11 protein-coding genes, 1 tRNA gene and 1 pseudogene are annotated in these 14,485 nt (G+C 63.2%); 7 read left to right on the top strand and 6 right to left on the bottom strand.

Annotated features, from left to right (window positions below; translation table 11 throughout):
- Positions 1-45 precede the first annotated feature (45 nt).
- Positions 46-618: a dCTP deaminase gene (gene dcd / locus ABZS45_RS11720; protein ID WP_412099974.1), complete on the bottom strand. Its 573-nt coding sequence runs from the start codon at positions 616-618 to the stop codon at positions 46-48.
- An 87-nt stretch (positions 619-705) separates the two neighbouring features.
- On the opposite strand from dcd, the gene ABZS45_RS11715 reads away from it, so the two are divergent.
- Together ABZS45_RS11715 and ABZS45_RS11710 are read left to right on the top strand one after the other, a co-directional pair.
- A tRNA-Gly gene (locus ABZS45_RS11715) sits at positions 706-776 on the top strand.
- 702 nt (positions 777-1,478) lie between these two features.
- Positions 1,479-1,898 carry a helix-turn-helix domain-containing protein gene (locus tag ABZS45_RS11710; RefSeq protein ID WP_412099973.1) on the top strand — a complete coding sequence of 140 codons (420 nt, stop codon included), beginning with the start codon at positions 1,479-1,481 and terminating at the stop codon, positions 1,896-1,898.
- A gap of 261 nt (positions 1,899-2,159) precedes the next feature.
- Here the strand turns inward: ABZS45_RS11710 and ABZS45_RS11705 are convergent.
- Positions 2,160-2,708: pseudogene (locus ABZS45_RS11705) on the bottom strand (helix-turn-helix domain-containing protein); the annotation flags it as partial.
- 252 nt (positions 2,709-2,960) lie between these two features.
- On the opposite strand from ABZS45_RS11705, the gene ABZS45_RS11700 reads away from it, so the two are divergent.
- Positions 2,961-3,149 (top strand): hypothetical protein, encoded by a 189-nt coding sequence (locus ABZS45_RS11700; protein ID WP_010188617.1) that lies wholly within the window; start codon positions 2,961-2,963, stop codon positions 3,147-3,149.
- A gap of 186 nt (positions 3,150-3,335) precedes the next feature.
- Here the strand turns inward: ABZS45_RS11700 and ABZS45_RS11695 are convergent, their stop codons facing one another.
- From ABZS45_RS11695 to ABZS45_RS11685, 3 genes are read right to left on the bottom strand one after another with little or no spacing between them, the layout of a single operon-like run.
- On the bottom strand, positions 3,336-5,111 hold the full coding sequence (locus ABZS45_RS11695) for an ABC transporter ATP-binding protein (RefSeq protein WP_412099972.1): 1,776 nt from the start codon (positions 5,109-5,111) through the stop codon (positions 3,336-3,338).
- Between the two features lie 3 nt (positions 5,112-5,114).
- Positions 5,115-6,806 (bottom strand): VanW family protein, encoded by a 1,692-nt coding sequence (locus tag ABZS45_RS11690; protein ID WP_412099971.1) that lies wholly within the window; start codon positions 6,804-6,806, stop codon positions 5,115-5,117.
- 34 nt (positions 6,807-6,840) lie between these two features.
- The gene (locus ABZS45_RS11685) at positions 6,841-7,902 is read right to left on the bottom strand and encodes a glycoside hydrolase family 3 N-terminal domain-containing protein (RefSeq protein ID WP_412099970.1); all 1,062 of its coding nucleotides are present in this window, start codon (positions 7,900-7,902) and stop codon (positions 6,841-6,843) included.
- 58 nt (positions 7,903-7,960) lie between these two features.
- On the opposite strand from ABZS45_RS11685, the gene ABZS45_RS11680 reads away from it, so the two are divergent.
- From ABZS45_RS11680 to ABZS45_RS11670, 3 genes are read left to right on the top strand one after another with little or no spacing between them, the layout of a single operon-like run.
- Complete coding sequence (locus ABZS45_RS11680) at positions 7,961-8,464, top strand: universal stress protein (protein WP_144657324.1); 504 nt, start codon at positions 7,961-7,963, stop codon at positions 8,462-8,464.
- Between the two features lie 31 nt (positions 8,465-8,495).
- Positions 8,496-8,693 (top strand): DUF2613 domain-containing protein, encoded by a 198-nt coding sequence (locus ABZS45_RS11675; RefSeq protein WP_010188604.1) that lies wholly within the window; start codon positions 8,496-8,498, stop codon positions 8,691-8,693.
- A gap of 1 nt (position 8,694) precedes the next feature.
- Positions 8,695-11,991, top strand: a complete 3,297-nt coding sequence (locus ABZS45_RS11670; RefSeq protein ID WP_412099969.1) for an alpha-(1->3)-arabinofuranosyltransferase family protein — start codon at positions 8,695-8,697, stop codon at positions 11,989-11,991.
- 337 nt (positions 11,992-12,328) lie between these two features.
- On the opposite strand, the gene ABZS45_RS11665 is transcribed toward ABZS45_RS11670, so the two are convergent.
- Positions 12,329-13,453: an acyltransferase family protein gene (locus ABZS45_RS11665; protein ID WP_412099967.1), complete on the bottom strand. Its 1,125-nt coding sequence runs from the start codon at positions 13,451-13,453 to the stop codon at positions 12,329-12,331.
- A gap of 53 nt (positions 13,454-13,506) precedes the next feature.
- Here ABZS45_RS11665 and ABZS45_RS11660 point away from each other — a divergent pair, with 53 nt between their 5' ends.
- Positions 13,507-14,481 carry a DUF3068 domain-containing protein gene (locus tag ABZS45_RS11660; protein WP_412099966.1) on the top strand — a complete coding sequence of 325 codons (975 nt, stop codon included), beginning with the start codon at positions 13,507-13,509 and terminating at the stop codon, positions 14,479-14,481.
- Positions 14,482-14,485: the final 4 nt, after the last annotated feature.

Here is a 14,485-nt window from a genome sequence, read left to right as displayed (position 1 = left end):
ATTTTAGGCGCGGTTGACCTGAAGCGCGCGGCGAGAACGAAAAGTTTAACGGAAGTTCAGATAGGACTTCGACGGCGTCGGTCCGCGCTGCCCCTGGTACTTCGAGCCCAGCGCGCCGGAGCCATACGGAGCCTCCGCCGGCGAAGACATCTTAAAGATAGCCAACTGGCCCACCTTCATCCCGGGCCACAGGGTAATGGGCAGGTTAGCGGTGTTAGACAGCTCCAGCGTGATGTGGCCACTGAAACCTGGGTCAATAAACCCTGCCGTGGAGTGCGTCAGCAGGCCCAAGCGTCCCAACGAGGACTTGCCCTCGAGGCGGCCGGCCAGGTGCGCCGGCAGGGTGAACTTCTCCAACGTCGCGCCGAGGACGAATTCACCCGGGTGCAGGACGAAGGCATCGCCGTCTGCCACCTCGACCTCGCTGGTGAGGTCCGGCATCTCTTCCTTGGGGTCAATGTGCGTATAACGCGAGTTATTAAACACGCGGAAGAATTTGTCCAAGCGCACGTCGATAGAAGAAGGCTGGACCATCTCGGCGTCATAAGGCTCAACGCTCAAACGCTCTGAACCATCGGCGGAAATGGCGGCACGAATGTCACGATCAGATAGAAGCACGGCTCATAGTCTACCTCCCCACTGGGCCTTTTATGGCCTCGGCCGACGGCGGTGCTAAGCTTTAGTGCGTTGCACCACGTGCAGCGTGCCGACGTAGTTTAATGGTAGAACTGCAGCTTCCCAAGCTGCTGGCGCGGGTTCGATTCCCGTCGTCGGCTCAAATCCCAATCTCACAGCCCGCTACCTGCGGGTTTCCCCACGACCAGGCAGTTCCCCATATAGGGGCACACCAGGTCACAGGCGCAGACATGCGCACTCGGGGGTGCAACTGTGGGCACGCGGTGGGCACGCGAGAATCACACCCCTCTCCCTTAGGAAAATCCCCCACCAACCAGTACGGCTACCGGGACTGTAGCTACGCCCGCCCGAATAGGCATTAAGGCTCACCCAACACCCAATCCGACCACGCAGTGCGCGGACCTTAGCGCTCTACATTGAGAGCCCCATAGCTGCCTTCACACCGTCGAACACGAGCTTGCGGATGGGGACCTCTTGATACAGATTGGCGTTGGCCAAGACGATAATGAGACCGCCCTAACCTTACTCGCCCAGGGCGTAGAGTTCTTTAGCTGCGTTTTCTGACCCCCGGGCGTTTTGAGTGCAGCGCCGATCTATTACGGGGGTTCTCCGCACGGTTGCTCAGCCATCCTCGGCTCGCACTCCCCACCTTGAAATTCTCCATGAAAGCCCCTACACCGGCGCGAAGCATAGCTTCGAGATGGGCGCTGTGCGCTATTAGTGCAACGTCGGATGCTTTAATCCGAAAGATTTCTGCGAGCTCTTTGGTTGTGCCGTAGACATTCACCCACACCCCTTACAGCCCTGTTTGGGGCGATACCTTCCTTTTGACATCTTTAACCATGTTTATCTATATCTGTCCACATTTGTCCACATTATTCCATCCGAAACGCTATGCTCCCAGTATGAGTACAGCGCCCCGAAAAGCACCCGACAAAGTAACCATCGAGATCGCCTCGCTCCTCAGGGAGCACGCCGCCCGAAGGCAAATGACCCAACGACACATCGCTGCCTCCACCGAACTATCCACAAGCCAAACCAGCCGCTACCTACGCGGCGAATCCAGTCCCAACATCCACGAATACGTTGTACTTTGCGAAGCCGTAGGCGCACACCCCGACACCCTGCTAGCACAAGCACTCCACAACATCCGCTGGCGCGAACAATACGCAGACGGCGACGAGCACGCCGTCCCAATCGAAGGCAAAATCCGCTACAATCTCGACCCTAGAAACTTCCCACCCGCTGACCCGAAACGATAAAAGTCGGGCCACCACTTAGAACAAAGCTAAATGGCGGCCCTCCTACCTACTGGCCAAACAGCTCGGAGACTGAAAGACCGGCTATTAGCTTAGCATCTCGTGGGTTAAAGAATGGAACCAGGCGCTTCCACAGGCACTCCACACCGACAGAAATCGCAGTTTCATGAGCAAAGCCCCAGTCTGCAAGTGGGAAGTTGAAGCCATCAGTGACACACACTCACACCAGGCGGGCGAGAACAGCCCTTGACCAGCTATAAAGACTGAAGCTACTTCGGCGTCTACGAAGGATGCTTGTGCAGTGGTTGACAGCAGGCAGCGGGAGCGATCGTCAAGGAAAACAAGAACCTCCATGCGGGTGGAGTCAGCTAGGTAGAGGTGGGTGATGGATGCTTGCCAGCTTCCCTTGGGCATGGCTGCTTCAAAGCGTATGAAGGAGCTTTTGGGCTTCTTTTTCGGTTCTGGGGTAATGAGCCCTTCCTTGCTTAGGATGCGGCAGATCATTGAGGTGGAAGGGACCCTTTTCCTTCTTGTTGTAGATGGTAGGCAATGGTTTCTGGGCCTGCGTCGATTCCGTGGCGGGGGAGTTATTTACGGATGATGATGTCTTTGCGCAGGGGTCTGGCACGGCTTGGGGTGCACGGGGCGCAGGATTTTAGTGCGATGGCTTCGGCGCCGCCGGTGTCGTAGGCGTTGAGGATTTGGTAGACGCGTTGACGAGAGGTGCCGAATTGCTTGGCTACTTTTGATGGGCTGCCGCTTTTGGTCACGGACTGCTCGGACAATGGCGAGGTTGCGGTTGGGACTGTTCATGGTGTCAAACTTGTCCCGACTCACCTGTCAAGCATCATTCGACACGGTAAGGGTGGGCTTAGTGTCAATTTTGCCGCGACTCATCTGTCAAACATCAGGACTGCCCTTGTAGGAACAAGGTGTCAAATATGTCGTGAACTCGGACACCGTCGTCGGCTCCACATTTCCCCAGCTCAGGTTGGGGTTTACTTCACTCCACGACACGTGTCCACCGGTGCATCTAAGCTACAAAGCATACGGAAAGGAGTCCCAGTGTCCGCGCCTATATTCACCCCACGCACAACCGCTGAGCTGCAAAAAGAACGCGAACAGCTCCTTCAGGACCTTAGCCCTCGAACCATCGATGAGCTCCGTGCATTGCGCGCAATTGATGAAATCTCCATTGCTGACGAGGAAATTCTCACGCGCTTTGAAGCGCTCGCATACGTCATCGGAGATTGATCCTTCGCCATGGATGTAACAAAAATCCCAGTTTCCCTATGGACGGTCACCGCTTCCGTGCGTGTTTAAAGGATGTAGTTGAACTTGTGATTGGGGGAATTCGGCGTCGAGGTTCTCCGAGAGCTCGGCCATACCGTCCCAGATATAGCTCCAAATAGTGGACCATCGGCGCCCGCCGAATGGTGACTAGCTCGCCTCGTCGGCGGCGCGAAGCAGCGCCGCATAAACGCCACCGCGGGCCAGTAGTTCGGCGTGGGTGCCGCGCTCGACCACTTCGCCGGCGTCGAGAACAACGATTTGGTCGGCGTCGCGAATTGTGGAGAGTCGATGCGCAATGACTAGGCGGGTAGCCTGCGCGCCGAACACCGCTTCCTGGATGGCGCGTTCGGTTTCGTTGTCGAGGGCCGAGGTGGCCTCATCGAGGATGAGGACCTGTGGTCGGCGCAGCAGCGTTCGTGCAAGCGAGAGGCGCTGCTGCTCACCGCCGGAGAAGCGGTAACCACGCGAGCCCACGAGAGTATCCAGCCCGTCGGGAAGCGCGGCGATGACCTCGTCCACGCGCGCGGCGTTAAGCGCCGCCCACATCTCTTCCTCGCTGGCGTCCTGCTGTGCAAAGAGGAGGTTCTCCCGCACCGTGCCGTGAATCAGGTAGGTCTCTTGGGAAACCACGCCGATGACTGCCGAGCGTTGCTCGGCAGGAATGTCGCGCAGGTCGACTCCGCCTAAGAGCACTGAGCCTTCCGTTGGGTCGGCCAAGCGCACCAGAAGGGAGGCCACCGTGGATTTGCCGGAACCGGTATGCCCCACAAGTGCGGTGGTGGTGTGGGCGGGGATGGTGAGGGAGACGTCGGCAAGCGCGTCGGTGTCGGTGCCGGGGTAGCGGTAGGAAACGTGCTGGAGGGTGAGGGAGGCGTCGGCAAGCTGGGCGGGCTCGGTGGCCTCCTTAAGTTCGGGCTCCAGATCCAGGTACTCAAAGATGCGACTAAACAGCGCCATCGCCGCCACCCACTGCGCGCCCACGTTGAGCAGGCCAGTAATCGGGCGGAAAATCTGGGTCTGCAGAGTAGAAAAGGCGATGAGCGTGCCAATCGTAATCCCCGGGCGCAGACCAGCCACCAGGTAAATTAGCGCCGGCATCACGCCGAAAATGATTTGGGTCAGCGCCATACGCCAGCGCCCGGCCAGCTGGGACTCGAGCTCTAAACGGATGAGGGAGCGGGAGGTCTTCTCAAACCCATCATAGACGCGCGACTGCGCGCCCAACGTGGCCGCCAGACGCATGCCGGACACGGACAGGTTCTCCGAAATGGTCTGCTGCAACGTCGCCTGCGCGCGGCTGTTTTTCTCCATGAGGCTGCGGCGCAGCACGGCGGCGCGGCGGGTGAGCCACACGGCGGGCGGCAGCACCACCAGGGACAACAGCGAGAGGGTGGGCGAAAGCGCCACCATCGCCACCAACGTGGCCACCGTCATGGTGAGGTTGCTAGCCACAGAGGTCGCGGTGGTGGTCACCATGCCGCGCATCGCCGCGATGTCATTGGTCAGGCGGGATTGGATCTCGCCGCCCCGGTTATTGGTAAAGAACTGCAGCGATTGGCGCTGCAGGTTGGCAAAGACCTGCGTGCGCAGCTCATGCATGATGGTATGCCCCACCCGCGCGGATAGAAAGGACTGGATGACGCCGATGGCCTGGGAGACCACAGTGATGGTCAACATGCCGCCGACCAACCACAACAGCAGCGTGGTGTCGTGCTCAGGAATCGCCTCGTCCACGGTGCGGCGCATGAGGAAAGGCTGCACCACGGTCAGCCCCGAGGTGGCAATAATCAGCGCAACCACCAGCAGCAGCGTGCCGCGGTGCGGGGTGAACAGGCCGGCGACGCGACCAAATTTCACTGGGTGCTGGGCCAGCTGATCGACGTCCGCCGGGTCCTTCACCGCGGTATGCATCGGCCGCGTCATGATTTAACCGCAGGTAACGATGGGCTGCGGGCCATAGACCGTGGTGGTGGTCTCCCGGGAAATCTCTTTGCCGGAAAGATCCTTAATAATGCGCGTATCGGAGGTGGTAAAGCCCGGCGCGCCAGACGACGGCGAGCAATCCTCGCTCACAGACTTTCGCTGCGGCTCGGTCTTGGCCCAGCGCCCGTTGTTGATGGACTCAACCTCGACAGTCTTCACACCCTTGAAGCGCACGGTGATGTCGCTGCCAAAGTCGGTCTCAATGCGCACCGGGTGGTTCGAGGTGTTCTTGAACTGCAAGTCAATCGCGCCTTCATAGACGGTGGCCTCGCGGCCGGCCGGGTAGCGCGAGATGTAATAGGAGTGCGGGGTGTGCGCGGTATCCTCCATGCCCGCGAAGTAGGCCGCGTTGTACAAGGTGGTGGCGAACTGGGAAATGCCGCCGCCCACGGCCGTGCCGGCGTGTCCGTCGATGATGATGCCGGATTCCACGTAGCCCTGCGCCGTACCGCGCGGGCCGGTGTAGCCGTTGAGGGAGAAGGTCTCACCCGGGTTAACCACGGCACCATTGACCTGCTGGGCCACTAGGCGAATATTGGTGCCGGAGGCCCCGGAGAAACCACCGGTGGAAAACTCCGACACGGTCTCATCGAAGGTGGCCTTCTCTGCCATCTCCGTGGTGAATTCCGCGGGGTCCGGCTTATAGTCGGCGTCCCATTCGCGGTCGTCCTCGCTGCTCACGCGATCCTCGAAGCCCTCGAGGGTCTTCTCCCAGTCGATGATGGAGCCATCCACCGAGGGCGTGATCTGCTTGTCGTTGCCGCTGAAGGAAATCTTGGCGTTGGTGCCGGGGACCTCGGAGCCTTGCATGCGCTCTTGGAAGAGCTCGCGCGCGCGGTCTTTGTCCACCTTGAGGCGCAGCTCGCCGTCTTCGGCAGCGATGGAGACAAACTGGGAAATCTCCGGCTTGCGCAGGGTGCCGGCGGTGTTGTTCTCGCCCTTGAGCGTGAGCGGGTTATCCAGTGCTCGGGCGGCATCCCCGGTGCGCATGGCCTCAATCGCCTCATCATTAATCTGTGGCTCCACCACCATCGGCTCGACGTCTACGCCCTCGGGGTCGAGCCAGTGCTTAACGACGCCCTCGTGCAACTCTCCCTCTTCCACCGCTTGGCCGAGCTTGGGCTTGGTTTCTTTGAGGGAGCCGTCGATAAGCTCTAGGTTTCCGTCCTCCGGCTCAATCTTCAGATCGTTGCCAACGCGCTCGAGCTCCCCTGAGAGCTGGTCCTCATCGACGTCCACGGCGACAGGGATTTCCTGGGTGGGCTTAATGAAGCTGTACAGGCGCGAGAAGGGGTTCAGGGAAGCGTCAGGAATGCCGTCGACGGCTTTCTGATAGTTCAGGCTGAGGCCGGAGTCTTGGGGGATAAGCTGCGAGCTTTTCTCCCCGGCGCGGATTTCCACAGGCTGGGCCGCGACGTCCCCGAGTTCCTGCTCCAGCTTCGACACCGCGGCGGTGCGCTCCATGCGGGAGATATCCACGCCGCCGACCGACGTCGCGCGCGGAACCTTGTGCTGGTTGGCCATCACATCCCACGCATAGGCGATGCCGGCGATGAGTATCAGGCCGACGAGCACGCCAAGGGTGACGTGAAGCCCTTTGCGCCGCTGCTGCCTGTGTCCGATTGCCTTTTTCACGTGTATGAGATTAACGTCTGCCAGCTAGTTTTTACTAGTCGCCCTCCTGCTGGGCCACGACTTCCGCGGCCGCATCAATGACCGCGTTGATGTCCTCGTCGGTGGACCACAGCGGCATATCGGCCCCGGCGGCGAGGGCTGCGGCCACGGCCTCCGGCACGCTGAAGTTCTCCGAGATGGAGGCCATTCCACCCAGGTCATCGGTGTAAATCGTGCCCTCGAAACCCAGCTCCTCGCGGGCCAGCTGGTAGGCGTGCGGGTTGAGAGAGGCGGGTTCCTCCCCCAACCCAGGAACCACGAGGTGGCCCATCATGAGGGCTGCTTCCGGGGCTTGCGGGAGAGCTGTGTGAAAGGGCACGAACTCATGGCCATATAGCTCTTCCAGCGGCGGGGTGACGGCCTCACCCAGGTGTGTGTCCCCGGAGGCACGCCCGTGACCGGGGAAGTGTTTGAACACGGCCTTGACACCAGCCGCCTGCAACCCGCGGGCAAAGGCCGCGCCATACTCACCTGCGGCCTCCGGATCGGTGGAGAAGGCGCGATCACCGACGACCTCGAGGTCTCCCCCATCCACGTCGAGCACCGGGGCGAAGTCCACCGTCACGCCGTGGGCGCGTAGGCTCTGCCCAATCTCCGTGGCTAGGGCCTCGACCTCCTCCGGGCTGTGGCCCTCCGCCATGGCTTGCGGGGAGGGGTAGTCGCCCAAGATTTCGGAGAAACGCTGCACGCGCCCGCCCTCGAAATCGATGGAAACTTCAAAGTCACGGCCCATCTCCTCGCGCAAAGCGTTTACTCCTCGCGGGCCATCGCTGAGCAGCTCAGGGTCGGCCCAGCTCGGGATAAAGAGTCCGCCCACGCCAGCTTCCAGCTTCGCGCGGGCATCCTCGTAGTTCAGCGCCGGCGGCATGAGCTTGGCGGCGGCGCGGGCCCGGATGTCCTCGGGCGCGGCATCCTGTGGTGCCGCGTCGCCCGACGCGACGCCGCTGGGCGCGGCGCTGGTTTCGCTCGGCGGGGCGTCGGAAAGCACAGGCTCCTCGCTACACGCGCTCAGCGCACAGGCAGCACTCAACAGGAGGGCGGGCATTGCTTTTCTCATGCCCACCAGTGTGCCTGAAGCACCCGCGCGGGCAACACCTGGTTGTTAGGATGGCCACATGAATAACGGAGAGACCATGCTCATTGCCTATGACGGCTCCGACCGCGCCGACCGCGCCCTCGAGTACGCCGCGCGGCTTCTGCGCCCCACCGACGTCGAAATCCTCACCGCGTGGGAGCCGTCCGCACGCCAGGCCGCCCGCGCCGTCAGCCGCACCGGGCTGCACCAGTCCACGGTCTCGCCGGAGAGCGTGGAAGATGATCCGGCCTACGAGGAGGCCCTCGCCATCTGCCGCCAGGGCATCGCCAAGGCGGAGACCTTGGGGCTGCGGGGCCATGCCCACCTGGTGGAATCCGTGACGACGATTCAGAGCGCGATTGTCGACGCCGCCCAAGAACTCGACATCGACGTCATCGTCACTGGCACCCGCGCGCTCACCGGCTTCCGCTCGCTGTGGACCAATTCCACGGCGGAGTACATCGTGCGCAACGCCGGTCTCCCAGTCTTCATCGTGCCGCCGGAGAACGACGATGAGGACGACGCGGCAGAAAGCGACTCCTAAAGGCAGCTTTTAGCTGCTAGAATCTGGCGCCATGGCATTCGACAGCGATTCCCTCAACAAGCGCACTCTGGGCCCGGCCCTGGGCAGCGCGGTCGTCGGCGTGGCGCTGGGAGTCGTGACCATCCTGGGCATCGCGCAATTCTCGCAGGCCGATGCCGTGCCGAACGATAACTCCGTCAAGGCCTCTGATGCCGTGATGGGCGGGCCGGAGTACGGCTCCCGCGAGTAGCGTGCGCGCACGCATCGGGGGGCTTGTCTTTTTAGCCCTCGTGGTTCTGGTGCAGCCGTGGGGGTTGACTGCTGCTGATACCAAGCACGATCTGGTGGCCAACCCGGCGCGTTTCCTGGCCGGCGCATTGCATGCTTATACCGACACCTTCACGCTTGGCCAGCTGCAGAACCAGGCCTATGGCTACTTGTTCCCGCAGGGTTTGTTTTTCCTGCTGGCGGACCCACTTCCGGATTGGATAGCGCAGCGTGCCTGGTGGTTCCTGGTCTTAGGGGTGGGCTTTCTGGGCTTCTTCCGTGTAGTCCGGTCAGTGCTTCCCACCGCGCCGGGCTATGCCGCGCTGATGGGCAGTCTGCTCTATGCGCTCTCCCCGCGCACGCTGACTACGCTGGGCGCGATTTCCTCGGAGACCTGGCCGGTCATGCTCGCCCCCTGGGCGTTGCTGCCTTTCTTGCGAAAGGGCGAACTGGACTGGCGGGACGCCGCGCCCTCAGTAGTGGCGGTGGCCTGCATGGGCGCGGTCAACGCCACGGCCACGCTGGCTGCCTGCCTGCCGGCGGGCTTGATTCTGCTGTGGCGGCGCGCGGGCAAGGCCGGCCTGGCCTGGTTGGCCGGATGCGCTGCGGTGTCCGCGTGGTGGATTACCCCATTGCTCATCCTGGGCCGCTATGCCCCGCCCTTTACGGAATTCATCGAATCTGCTGGCGTGACCACGCGCTGGCTCAACCTGGCGGAAATCCTGCGCGGTACCACCAGCTGGGCTCCCTTCGTGGATACCGAACGCGTCGCCGGCAATGAGCTGGCCACCGAGCCGGTCTTCGTGCTGTTTAGCATCGGCGTTGCTGCCTTAGGGCTAGTGGGCTTGTCCCGCCTGCCACGCGTGTGGAGTTTCATGCTGCTCGTAGGCGTAGCCGTGCTCGGCACGCATGCCGCGTGGTACCTCGATGCGCTCGATGGCCCGCTGGCCGCGCTGCGCAACGTGCATAAATTCGACCCGCTGGTGCGCATCCCGCTGGTACTCGGCGTGGCCGCGATTGCCGCCCGGGTGAGGTTGCCGCGGACGTTGGCCCCGGGGCGTCGTGAAGCAGCGGGCCTTCTGGTGTGCCTCGTGGTGGTGGGCGCGACCGCCCCCGCCTGGACGGGCCGGCTGCTGCCGAAGGGGGCCTACGAGGAGGTCCCGGCCTATTGGCACGAGGCCGCCGATTTCATGAACAGTCTGGATACGCGCGTACTCATCTACCCGCCGGCCTCCTTTGCACGGCAGGACTGGGGCTGGACGCGCGATGAGCCAGCACAGCCACTTCTCGACGTCCCCTGGGCCGTCCGCGACGCCATTCCCCTCATCCCGCCTGAAGCCATCCGTGGCATGGACGGTGCAATGGCGCAGATTTCGCGCGACCCTGCCACGGCACCCCTGGTTTTGCAGCGCCTCGGTATCGGGGCCGTCGCGGTGCGCCACGACCTGATTTCTGGTTCTTCGGCCCATATCCCAGGCGAGGTCCACACCTTCGGGGAGGTCGATGTCGTCGTCTTCGACCGCGACCTCTCCATGAACGTGACACCTGCGGATCCGCCGCGTGTGGCGGGCGGTGGGGAATCGCTCGCGCTCCTTTCCGGCCCTCACGAGCTCGTCTCCTCCAACGCCGATATCGTCACCGATACGCCCACCTTGCGTGACCGCAACTACGGCACGCTGACCGGCCCGGTTTCCGCACCGCTGGCCTCTGGCGACCCATCGACGGTGCGCAACCGTCTGCGCGATTACCCCTCCGCCGGCCCGCTGACCCAGGTGGTGGAGCACGATGGCCGAGTCACCGCATCGTCCTCTGCCTCAGATGCCTCCGCCTTCGGCGGGGCCAACCCGGCGCGCTCTCTCACGGCGGCCGTCGACGACGAAAATTCCACCGCCTGGTGGCCAGCGCCTGGTGATTCTGGCTGGTTGGAGCTGCATTCTACGTCTCCGTGGTCCTCGCCGACGCTGCGGCTGATGACCACGGGCACGACTGAGGTGACCATCCACAACGGCGACTCCAAGGTCACCGTCACCATGGAGGCCTACCGCGCCCGCGATATCCGCGTGCCCGGCGCGCAGGCCTCCACCATCCGCATCGAGCCGCAGCGCCGCACCGGAATTGCGGAGGCGTCCATCGTGGACCAGCCCACCCCGCGGCGCCTCGTCACCGTGCCTGATACCTCGCCGGAGGCCGAGCAGTTCCTCTTCCAGCAGGACAACGAACACATCCTCATCCGCTGTTTCACCGCCCCGCGCGACATGACGGTGCGGGTCTCGGGTGAGAAGACAGTGCTTATCGACGGCTCCCCCCACGCCCCCAACACCACCCTCAATCTCTCCGCGGGACAGCACCTCCTGCGCACCACCGGCGATTGGGCAGCTCTGACCGATGCCGCGTCCTCCCTGCCCGATCCCCTCCCCGCCTCCTCACACGCATCTTCTGCGGACTCAGCCACTTCTTCTAACCAGGAAGCCGCCGCAGCCGGGCCCTCCACCGCCTCTGGCTATACCCCACTCGCCTCCGACGAGCCTATCGAGTCTGCCGACCACGATCGCCTTCTCATCACCGGCCGCGCCTTCAACGAGGGCTTGCGCGGCGAGCTGCGCTCCCCGAACACAGCCGCGGTCTCGACGCCAGGTTCGGCACAAAACTCAGCGTCGGCCTCGACGCCGGCCTCCAACTCGGAACCGCTGGCCCTCGAACCGCGTTCCATCGATGCGGACACGCAGGCCTTCCTCATTCCCGCCGGCGCTAGCGGGACCTTCCACATGTCCTTCGCGGCTGACCGCGCTTATCGCGTGGGCTTGGGCCTAGGCGGCGCGCTCGCCGCGCTGACCACCGCGCTCTGCCTGCTCGTCATGTCCCGCGGTCCCCGTTCCCACGCCACTGTCCCTGCCTCATCCGCGACTTACGCAGCGCACGATTCAGCCGCAACCGGCCCAGTCGCCGATGCCGCCCTCCCGGCTTCCCAAACGGCCTCCCCCGCCCATGTTGCCCACTCGTCTCTCTCGGCGCGTGTCCTTCTGGCACTACTCATCGCGGCAACGATGGCGCTCGTTGCGGGTCTTCCCGGTGTGGCCGCCGCTGCCGCGGCGTGGGCTATTACCCGCTGGACCACGCTGCGCCCCGACTACCTGGCGGGCGCGCTCACCTTGGCCGCGGGCGCGATGCTCGCCCGCGCACCTTGGCCCGCGGAGGGCTACGCCGGCGATTCGCTGCTCGTGCAGCTACTCTGCGTTGCGGCTATCACGTGCGCCTGCCTCCCACCCCGCCGCACCTCTTAGGGACGCAGGCGCGCTGTACATAGCTGTCCGCCCCTGCTGCTTCCTTCCGGGCCGCTGCTTTCGACGCGGCCCCGCTACGCATGGTGCTCCGCACAAGGAGCCTCTCAAAAGGCATCTCACAGACGGCATCTTCAGCGCTAAAAACGCCACCTAGAAGGGGCAAATGGCGTTTTTAGGAGCAAAGACGCCTTTTGACTGATGCCTTTTGTCAGATGCCTTCTGCGAAATCGGAGGCGAAGCCAAGGAGGCTAGTTAGGAAGCAGAATCAGTCGATCCAGCGGCGCTGGCAAGGGATCCGGACCCCACGGTAGCGGAATGGGAAGCGGAGCCGGCAGCGCTATCTGCCTGGCGCGGCAGAGCTCGCGGAGTCAGCGGCGCGGCGCGGCAGGGAACGCGGAACGGCGATACGACCGCGAGTAAAGGCGAAGGAGCGGATGAGGTCGCGGCCGGGGACCTCGACAAGCACGTAGGTCGCGGCAGACAGCACACAACTAACGACCACCGTAAAGGCCAGCACCACCGCGAAATCCCCGGCTGAGCCGGAGAAAGCAGACACGCCCAAGAGCGGGAAGGCAATGGCCAGCACCGCCACATGCCACATGAACACCCCATAAGACCAGCGGCCCAGCGCCCGCATCCACTCAGAGGCCAGCCAGCTTTCGCGAGGCGCCAGCGCTACCGGCACCACGATGCAGGCCCCGCACACAGCACCCACCGCGATGCGGCGCGCAAACTCGCCAGGCTCAGGATGCACCAAACCCTGCGGGCCGAACCACTCGCGGCTAGCCAGCCACACGCAGCCCGCGGCCACGGCCCAGCAAACGGGCCGCACGATGCGCCCGGCGCGCAGGCGCACCCGCGCGGCCTCGGCCTCTGCGGCCAGCATTCCCACCGCGAACCACGAGAAATACGCCGGCGGCCAAATCTGCGTGTTGATATCGCCGGATTCATACCCGGCCACAAAGGGCAGGAAGCCCCAGAACAAACTCAGCACCCCCGCTCCAGCAATCAGCGCAACCCGCGGGCGCGCCGAGAACTTATCCAACAACCACGCCAACAGCGGCAACACCGCATAAAAGGCGAACTCCACGCACAGCGACCACAATTGCGTTAGCCCGGGAACCAGCCCATCAGCGATATACAACTGCGTGCCGGTCAGGTTGGTGATGATTTGCGGGAAGGTTAAGGGCGAGGCGTCGGGAAGCAAAGCGAGCACCGCCACCACACACACCACATACAGCGGTGCCAGGCGCGCCACGCGGGAAAGAAGATACTGCCCCGCCGTGTGCGCATGCCGTCGACGCCACAGCAAGAATCCACTGAGCACGAAGAAGACTGCCACCCCATAATCCAAGCGCTCAGCCCAAGCCCAGCCGGTGGCCGTCTGGAAGGACACGTGCGTGACCACGACCGCCAATGCTGCCAGTGCACGCACGCCTTCGAGCTCAGGGAGAAAGCGCATGGCCCACTACGATACTATTTCTGCAGTGAATCCCTCGACCGATCGGAGCTGACGTGTTCCTTCGCTCCCGCCTAGCGCAGGTGACGATTGCCGCCGCGGTATTCCTCATACTCGGGTCCATCCTTCCGCCGCTGTATAACAACCAGTCCCGCCCGCTGCCCAGGGACCTCGACATCACGGTCCGCGCGGAACAGGACGGGGTTGAGTTCACCCGCCACACCACTACCGCCCCCGCGGAGAAGGATTCGGTGGCCCGCGCACAATCCACCACCACGCTCACCTTGGAAGGCGACACCGTCGCGCACATCACCGAGGAATCCCTACTCAACCGCGAGTCCACCTACCCGCTGGCGGGGCCGAACACGACACAGCACATCGAGCTTTCTGCCTTCGACGTGCAGATGGAGGACCGGGTTGAGCGCGATGGCATAAGCTACTTCTTCCCCGCCGGCGCAGAGCAGCGCTCCTACCCTTTCTTCGATCCACTCACCCAGGATGCGGAGCCCATCGATTTTCTGCGCGATGAGAAGCTCGACGGCATCCCGACCTACGTCTTCCACCAGGATGTCGCCCCGGTTCCTCTCGCGGAGGTCTTCTCCTTCGACAACCAGCGCTCCGGCCCAGCGGGCGATTTCTACTCGTCTGAATCTCTTGAACGCTATAACCTCAAGCCGAAATCACACGTCATCCTCGAGCCTTTCTACGCGGTCAGCCGCACGGTGTGGGTTGAGCCTACGACGGGAACCATCGTCAACGAGGAGGAACACCCGCGCATCTTCTGGGCTACCGACGCGCGCCAGGCCCAGGCCATGGTCGACGCCGATGACACACAGGAGCGTGCGCTTCTCGACGTCCCCCTCTCCTGGTCCGAGTCCACCCGCACCGAACGCCTCGACTCGGTTCGCGGGGTCATCGACACGGTCAAGATCTTGAGCCTCGTGGGCTGGTTGGGCAAGGCCATCGGCGTGGCGTTGTTGGCAGTGGCGGCCGCGATGTTTATGCGCCGTCATTCGGCGCAGAGCGCATAGGCAC

The sequence above is a fragment of the Corynebacterium aurimucosum genome (assembly GCF_046895345.1).
GTDB classification, from domain to species: domain Bacteria; phylum Actinomycetota; class Actinomycetes; order Mycobacteriales; family Mycobacteriaceae; genus Corynebacterium; species Corynebacterium aurimucosum_G.
Note: the sequence above shows the minus strand (reverse complement) of the source record. Positions and strands in the feature narration are given on the sequence as shown.